Here is a 6,800-nt window from a genome sequence, read left to right as displayed (position 1 = left end):
TGCCAGTCATAAACTGTTCTAGAGCTTTCTTTTCTAATTCTTGCTGTTCTGTCTTTGTCATCTTATCTGAATAATGTATAAATTAAAAATTTAGTATTCAGACAAGGTTATATTTACACTCTCTATTCTCATAAAAAATGCAGGAGCTTTAAATCCTGCATTTTTTGTAAGATATACTTTGTTGTTAAAGAATTAATTCTTCAACATATTAAATAGTTTTTCAGCTACCTCTTCCGATGATGCTGGGTTCTGTCCTGTTATTAGGTTTCCATCATGTACAGAATAAGGTTGCCAATCATCGGCTTTACTATAGTTCCCTCCATTGTTTTTTAACATATCTTCTACTAAAAATGGAACAACATCTGTTAATTGAACCGCTGCTTCTTCACTATTGGTAAATCCGGTTACATTTTTGCCTTTTACAAGAAATTCACCGTCACTAGTTTTTACGTTTTTTAGAGCTGCAGGTGCATGGCATACCAAACCTGTGGGTTTATTACTTTCGTAGAATGATTGCAATAACTTAATAGAATCTTTGTCATTGGCAAGATCCCATAAAGGACCATGACCACCAGGGTAGAAAATGGCATCATAATTCTTTTCTTTAACTTCAGAAAGTTGTAAAGTTTTACTCAGTTTTTCCTGTAACTTTTTATCATTATGGAAGCGTTTCGTAGCTTCCGTTTGATTTTCCGGCTTGTCGCTGCTCGGGTCTATAGGAGGTTGGCCTCCTTTTGGGGATGCTAACGTAACTTCTGCACCTTTGTCGGTAAGATAATAATAGGGGGCCGCGAACTCTTCAATCCAAAACCCTGTTTTTTCTCCAGTATCTCCGAGTTTGTCGTGTGATGTTAATACGAATAGAAATTTCATCTTTGTTATTTTTAATTTTAATAAGTTTTCATTTTGTCTTTCCTTCTTTCTAATTGATCGTTGAGGTCTCTAATAGTTTCGGTAATTGCTTCCTCAAAACTTACTTTATCAGATGAGGCGTACAATCTTGGTCCCGGAGCACTTAATCGGATACCACAAATGTGTCCAGAGTTGTCATCTCTGTTCTCTTTTTTAAAGAAGATATCTGCACGAATTACGAAAGGATACTTATTAGATAAATTGCCTAATTTTTCTTCTAGAAATGATTCTAATCGATCACTTGCACTTACATTAGTGTATTCAAAAACTGTTTTCATTTATTTTTATTTTTTGTATTTATTAATTGTTACCGTTGTAGGCAAAAGCTTTGTATTTCAATAAGGCTACAAATACCACTCCACCTATAGCATTTCCTACAATCGCAATTCCCTGAAAGGAAAGATAGTCTATGATTGTGATATTTTTTGATACGATTAGTCCTGAGAAAACCTCAATATTCCCTACAATACTATGATGTAAACCCATAGCACCAATTACTGCTGTAATGATATAAATAACCAAAATTCTACTAATCGTACTATCTGAGGAGGTAAGTAGCCAGGATAGCAAACCCATTAACCAACCTGCTAATATCGCACTTACGAATATCACAGTAAGATCACTATGAAGCACGTGTTCTGAAACTTTTTCAATAATTTTTATATCAAAAATCCCTAATTTGGGACCAATCCAAATAGCAACTATGCTTATTAACATTCCTCCAAAAATATTACCTGTAAGTACTAATCCCCATAACCTGAAAAGATCTATTATTTTTGATTTTTTATTTAATACAGGTAGTGTAAGCAAAGATGTTTGCTCAGTAAATAACATGGATTTTCCTAAAACAACAAGAATAAATCCAACAGGATAAACCAGTGCATTTATCTTCCATACTACAGCGCTATTTGTTCCATTAGTAAAAAAAGCCGTCATTACACAGATGAGTAGAAAACTAAACCCAATTTCTAAGCCCGCAGAGAATGAACTCAATAGAATACTTGAGTTTGTTTTGTCATAAATGACTAATGCTTCCGATACTTGTTCTCGCAAGATTTCAGAATGTGACATGGGTGAATTTTCTGCAGATTCGCTTTTTATATCTTTATCAATTTTCAATTCTTGATCTTCTATCATATTCTTTCTTCTAAGTGATTATTCTCAATTATTAATCTTTTTTGTAAGCCCCTATTTAGAGTTGTTTAATCCACTTTTAGAAGAGTCTAACCCAGGTTCGTTCATATAATTGCCATTAAAGGTAAATTCTCGTTGCAACATTCTTGTTCTATTTTCAGGTTTTTCTTCATCCCTTAAATTCTCTGGTAAATCATTTGTGTTTCCGCCGTAATAACCCACTGCAACTGCAGTAGCTACGTGAAACTCTTCAGGAAATTTAAATTCTTTTTTGGCTTTTTTATGATCTACTCCAGCCATCTGATGTAAGGCTATACCAAGGTGTTGTGCTTGTGCTGAGGCATTTCCCATAAACAAACCCAAATCGTGTAATGCGTGGAAGTTTTCTTTACCGTCTTCAGTTGTTGTTTTGTAAGCATTTAGTAGTAATAAAGGGGCGTTTTTTGCCCAAGACTGATTAAATTCACTTAGACAACTAAAAATTCTATCATAGGTCTTACTACCTTTTATGCCCCAGATTACCCTCCATGGTTGTCGATTGTAAGAACTTGATGCCCATCTTCCGGCTTCGAAAATAGATCTTAGCTCAGGCTCTGTAATTGGAATTTCTGAAAATATTATTGGACTATAACTTTCCCTTAAAATAGGGAGTATTTCAAACTTTGTGTCTTTCATTTCAACAACTTCTTTTGTCATTTCTTTTTATTTTAAAGATACTTTTAGCTGAAGAAAGAATTTAACTCAAAACGTTTAGTCCTTAACTCGTATACATTTTTAAACAGTGCTGATTAAAAAAGGAGACTTTGATTTTAGATACTTTTTTAGTAGTTATAAAAAATCTTTTTTAAAATCATCAAAATTGATATCAGCAATTAAATTTTTAACGAAGAGATTATTGAGGTTTATAGTATTGTAATTTTTTGGGGTTTCGTGATCTTACCTATTTTTTTTCTAACATTTCTTAAAAATGCTTTACTTCCAAATTTTTTTCTACGCAAACCTGGTCTTTGAATGTTATTTTTATTTTTCATTTACAATGCAATTAATTATATGATGAACGATCTATAGGCTAATGTAGAACAAATAGAGGAGTATTATAAAAAAACACTGACTATTTTATAATACTCTGAAGCCTATTTTCTGTAATGGACTATTCTTTTTTTATCAGTCTGCTTTATTTTTCCTAATATCTAAATTTTATGATGATTTAGACCAGGCAGTAAACATCCAGTGTCTCTTTTCTAATCTTCTTAAAAATTCTGTAGCTAATTCTTCTGTAGCAGAATCTCCCGTGTTTAGAGCGTCGTCGATAAGGTCTAATAAAGCATGGTGCAGTACGTTAAAATCTTTTAAGATTTCTTGAACCATTGCTATTGGAATCAATTCTCCCTCTACTTCTTCAATTTGAGATAGAGCTATATGCTGTTTTAGAGTGTTTTTTGGTTTTAAACCGAATACCCTAATGCGTTCGGCAAGAATATCTATTTGTGATTTTACTTCATTATATTCAATTTCAAATTGTTCATGTAACTCGAAAAAGTCTCCTCCTTCCACATTCCAATGAAACATCCTCAACTTATGATAATGCACAATATAATTTGATAATAGTTGATTTAGGGATACAACTATTTCTGCAGTTTCCAAATAGGTGAATCCTAATTTTTTATAAGATTTTTGTTTTTTCATTGTTTCTGACATATTCATTTTATGTTTTAGATTATTTTTCTACCTGTCCTTCAGATAGTATGTTTTTTGCTTCAGGTTCTGATAACGTTTCATTTTCCTTTATTAGTGATTTTACTTTTTTTTGAGATTGATCTCTAAGCTTTTTTAAATGATAGATCGTTGGTATAATAGTTACTACTGTAACTAAAATAGCTGTCGAAAATGTAGTAAACAGAATCATGGATAAAGATGCTTCAGCTTCCCAAAAAAATAGTTGAATGGCTACTACTTGAGAATTTTGTAATGTAAAAATGGTAATACCTATCAATAATATTGCCGCTACAACTAACATAACTAGTTTCTTCATTTCTATATTTTTACCTTACACTTAAATTTTAATCAACTAAGTTTTGAAAAAAAATTCAAACATAGGTTGATTAGTATATGTAAGTAAATGAAATTCTATAGATTATGTTAACGCATTTGAGCAAAATAGTACCTCAAATGCAACAAGATATTGTACGTTAATAAATAGATGTTTTGTAAGTAATTATCAAGCTATACGGTATAAGGCTATAACCATTTCTTTTTTCTAAAGAAAATCAATAGCCCAATAAAAATGATAATCATAATACTCACTAAGGCGTGATATCCATATCGATATTTAAGTTCAGGCATATGCTCAAAGTTCATTCCGTATATTCCTGCAATAAAAGTTAGAGGAATGAATATGGTCGCTATAATGGTTAATACCTTCATTATACCGTTCATTTTATTACTGATGGTGGTCATGTACATATCCATGAGTCCCCAGATCATTTCTCGATAAACATCAATATTCTCTTGTATATGAATGATGTGGTCATACAAATCCCTGTAATAGTCTTTGTTTTTTTCTAGGATCAGAGTGGTGTCAGATTTAACAATCCTGCCGATAACCTCTCTAAGTGGTAAAATACTTCTTCTTATGCGTAAGATTTCGCGTTTAAGGGATTGTATTTCTTGTGTGATATGATCTCCTTCTTTTTCATTAAATAACTCTTCTTCTAATTGTTCTACTTTATCACCAAGGTCATCAATAACTACAAAGTAATTGTCAAAAATAGCATCAAGTAAAGAATAGGCAAGATACCCTGCTCCAGAGTTTCGAATTCTGCTTTTAGCATTCGTTATTCGAATTCTTACAGGATCAAAAATATCTTCGTCAGATTCTTGAAAAGTAATGACATGATCCTTTCCTAATACTATAGAAATGTGCTCTACAATAAATTCTTTTTCTTTATTAAAATACATCATTTTTAGCACCAAAAAGATATAGTTTTCGTATTCATCTATCTTTGGTCGCTGATCAGTATTTACTATATCTTCCAGAATTAGAGGATGTAGTCCATAAAATTCACCGATGTTGATAATTTCTTTGGTGTGATTTAGACCATTTACATTGATCCAGGTTACACGATCATTACCTTTAAAAGTAAATACATCTTCAATATTGTCTGTTTCAGAAATATTGTGAGCATCCTTTGTGTAATCCTGAATCTCAATTTTGGTCTCAAGGTGTTCTTTTTCACCAATATATACTACAGTTCCAGGAGCTTTACCCAGACTTTGAGAAGATTTCGGCTTTTTATTTTTTTTATGAATAGGTTTATTCTTTTTCATAATGTAACGGTTGTTTTGTAAATGTATTAAAAAGAAGTTTTGTTTAAAATTTTGATAACAATACCTAGTTACATTATAAAAAAATGTAATTTCCATCTAAATTAATGGTAATTATTTCGGATTATGGATGTTTATAAAAGCTTTTGTGCTATATCAATTTTTTTTCTTGCTTTATCAGGATGCAATAAACCAAACCCTAACAAACAATTAGAACAAGGAATACTTAAAGAAAATACAATTGAGGATAATGAAAGTTTTAGTTACCCGATAAAACAACAAATATATGTCCCAATTTATTCTGATATTTATAATAAGACCAAAGACTATCGATTTTTACTTACAGCTACCTTGAGTATTAGAAATACGAGCCCTAAAGATTCATTATTTATCAAAAATGCTGATTATTATAATACTCAGGGAGATTTTGTAAGAAGTTATATTAAACAACCTATTTATCTTAAACCGCTAGAGTCCATAGAGTATGTAATTGAAGAGAAAGATACTTTAGGCGGAAGTGGGGCTAATTTTTTGATTATTTGGGGGGCTAATAAAAATATTAAGCCAATTTTTCAAGGAGTTATGGTTGGTATCTCTGGTCAACAAGGATTTGCATTCACTACTGATGGAGTTGTTGTTTCAGAATAGAAGCTTGATAATACGTAACAAATTACTTTTTTTTAATTATTACCTACTTAAACATTGGTTTACGAAGATTGTTTTTTAGGTTCTTCTAATTGAGTTTTTTCTTTTCCTAAAATCTCAATACCTTTTTGCATTACAAGGGATGTAGGAAGTGTGATATCACATCCATCATCTGTTTTCATAAAAAGATAAAACCCCGTGATGTCTTTAACTTCTCCACTCCAGTTAAAATCTTTATCTAAAACCTTAATTCTATCACCAATTCGCATAGGGTGACTAAAAAATAAAATTACGCTTGCGGTTAAATTAGATAGAATTGACCATTGCGCAAAAAAACCAACACCTAAAACTGCCAAAATTGAAGAAATGAATACTACAAATTGCTTATGATCTACACCCCAAATGATAGCCAAAAAAGAACCTCCTGCTATATATATAAAAAGATAACTTACATTAAATATTACTTTTCTTCGATTTATATCAATTACTTTCACAAAGCTAAACCTCTTAATTGCCCTTTTGGTAATAAATACGACCAAAATCAGCATAACGAACAATATGGAGGTTAGTAATAATTCTTGTTTATATATGAACATAAAAGATGTATTAAATTTAGTTAAAAAATATCATTCGTTGGCTACAAAAATATCGAACGTCTGGAGAGTGTAAATATAACCTTGTCTGAATACTAAATTTTTAATTTACACATTATTCAGATAAGATGACAAAGACAGAACAGCAAGAATTAGAAAAGAAAGCTCTAGAACAGTTTATGACTGGGAAGA

Annotated in this window: 9 protein-coding genes; 1 reads left to right on the top strand and 8 read right to left on the bottom strand. The window is 31.2% G+C overall.

Going from position 1 to position 6,800, the window contains the following annotated elements:
* Positions 1 to 192 precede the first annotated feature (192 nt).
* From F0000_RS26175 to corA, 7 genes are all read right to left on the bottom strand, one after another.
* Entirely contained in the window at positions 193 to 873 is a 681-nt protein-coding gene (locus F0000_RS26175; protein ID WP_149627658.1) for a type 1 glutamine amidotransferase domain-containing protein, read from the bottom strand.
* 17 nt (positions 874 to 890) lie between these two features.
* Positions 891 to 1,190, bottom strand: a complete 300-nt coding sequence (locus F0000_RS26170; RefSeq protein ID WP_149627657.1) for an HPF/RaiA family ribosome-associated protein — start codon at positions 1,188 to 1,190, stop codon at positions 891 to 893.
* A gap of 22 nt (positions 1,191 to 1,212) precedes the next feature.
* Positions 1,213 to 2,049 carry a formate/nitrite transporter family protein gene (locus tag F0000_RS26165; protein ID WP_149627656.1) on the bottom strand — a complete coding sequence of 279 codons (837 nt, stop codon included), beginning with the start codon at positions 2,047 to 2,049 and terminating at the stop codon, positions 1,213 to 1,215.
* Positions 2,050 to 2,100: 51 nt separating this feature from the next.
* Positions 2,101 to 2,742, bottom strand: coding sequence for a nitroreductase family protein (locus F0000_RS26160; protein WP_149627655.1), 642 nt, complete (start codon positions 2,740 to 2,742; stop codon positions 2,101 to 2,103).
* A 501-nt stretch (positions 2,743 to 3,243) separates the two neighbouring features.
* Entirely contained in the window at positions 3,244 to 3,732 is a 489-nt protein-coding gene (locus tag F0000_RS26155; RefSeq protein WP_255452907.1) for a Dps family protein, read from the bottom strand.
* A 31-nt stretch (positions 3,733 to 3,763) separates the two neighbouring features.
* Complete coding sequence (locus F0000_RS26150) at positions 3,764 to 4,078, bottom strand: lipopolysaccharide assembly LapA domain-containing protein (protein WP_149627653.1); 315 nt, start codon at positions 4,076 to 4,078, stop codon at positions 3,764 to 3,766.
* 206 nt (positions 4,079 to 4,284) lie between these two features.
* Positions 4,285 to 5,373, bottom strand: coding sequence for a magnesium/cobalt transporter CorA (gene corA, locus F0000_RS26145; RefSeq protein ID WP_149627652.1), 1,089 nt, complete (start codon positions 5,371 to 5,373; stop codon positions 4,285 to 4,287).
* Positions 5,374 to 5,496: 123 nt separating this feature from the next.
* Here corA and F0000_RS26140 point away from each other — a divergent pair, with 123 nt between their 5' ends.
* A complete protein-coding gene (locus F0000_RS26140; protein ID WP_149627651.1) occupies positions 5,497 to 6,018 on the top strand; it encodes a DUF3124 domain-containing protein in 522 nt (173 codons plus the stop codon).
* Positions 6,019 to 6,077: 59 nt separating this feature from the next.
* Here the strand turns inward: F0000_RS26140 and F0000_RS26135 are convergent, their stop codons facing one another.
* On the bottom strand, positions 6,078 to 6,611 hold the full coding sequence (locus F0000_RS26135; RefSeq protein WP_149627650.1) for a mechanosensitive ion channel family protein: 534 nt from the start codon (positions 6,609 to 6,611) through the stop codon (positions 6,078 to 6,080).
* Between the last annotated feature and the right edge of the window lie 189 nt (positions 6,612 to 6,800).

Origin of the sequence: Aquimarina sp. RZ0 (assembly GCF_008370685.1) — a bacterium.
Classification (GTDB): Bacteria; Bacteroidota; Bacteroidia; order Flavobacteriales; family Flavobacteriaceae; genus Aquimarina.
This window is presented reverse-complemented; position numbering and strand designations above follow the sequence as displayed.

Bases quoted from the DNA above. Each gene is read 5' to 3' on its own strand.
- F0000_RS26150 (WP_149627653.1), bottom strand. From the start codon at position 4,078: ATGAAGAAACTAGTTATGTTAGTTGTAGCGGCAATATTATTGATAGGT.
- F0000_RS26170 (WP_149627657.1), bottom strand. From the start codon at position 1,190: ATGAAAACAGTTTTTGAATACACTAATGTAAGTGCAAGTGATCGATTA.
- F0000_RS26160 (WP_149627655.1), bottom strand. From the start codon at position 2,742: ATGACAAAAGAAGTTGTTGAAATGAAAGACACAAAGTTTGAAATACTC.
- F0000_RS26135 (WP_149627650.1), bottom strand. From the start codon at position 6,611: ATGTTCATATATAAACAAGAATTATTACTAACCTCCATATTGTTCGTT.
- F0000_RS26155 (WP_255452907.1), bottom strand. From the start codon at position 3,732: ATGAAAAAACAAAAATCTTATAAAAAATTAGGATTCACCTATTTGGAA.
- F0000_RS26175 (WP_149627658.1), bottom strand. From the start codon at position 873: ATGAAATTTCTATTCGTATTAACATCACACGACAAACTCGGAGATACT.
- corA (WP_149627652.1), bottom strand. From the start codon at position 5,373: ATGAAAAAGAATAAACCTATTCATAAAAAAAATAAAAAGCCGAAATCT.
- F0000_RS26140 (WP_149627651.1), top strand. From the start codon at position 5,497: ATGGATGTTTATAAAAGCTTTTGTGCTATATCAATTTTTTTTCTTGCT.
- F0000_RS26165 (WP_149627656.1), bottom strand. From the start codon at position 2,049: ATGATAGAAGATCAAGAATTGAAAATTGATAAAGATATAAAAAGCGAA.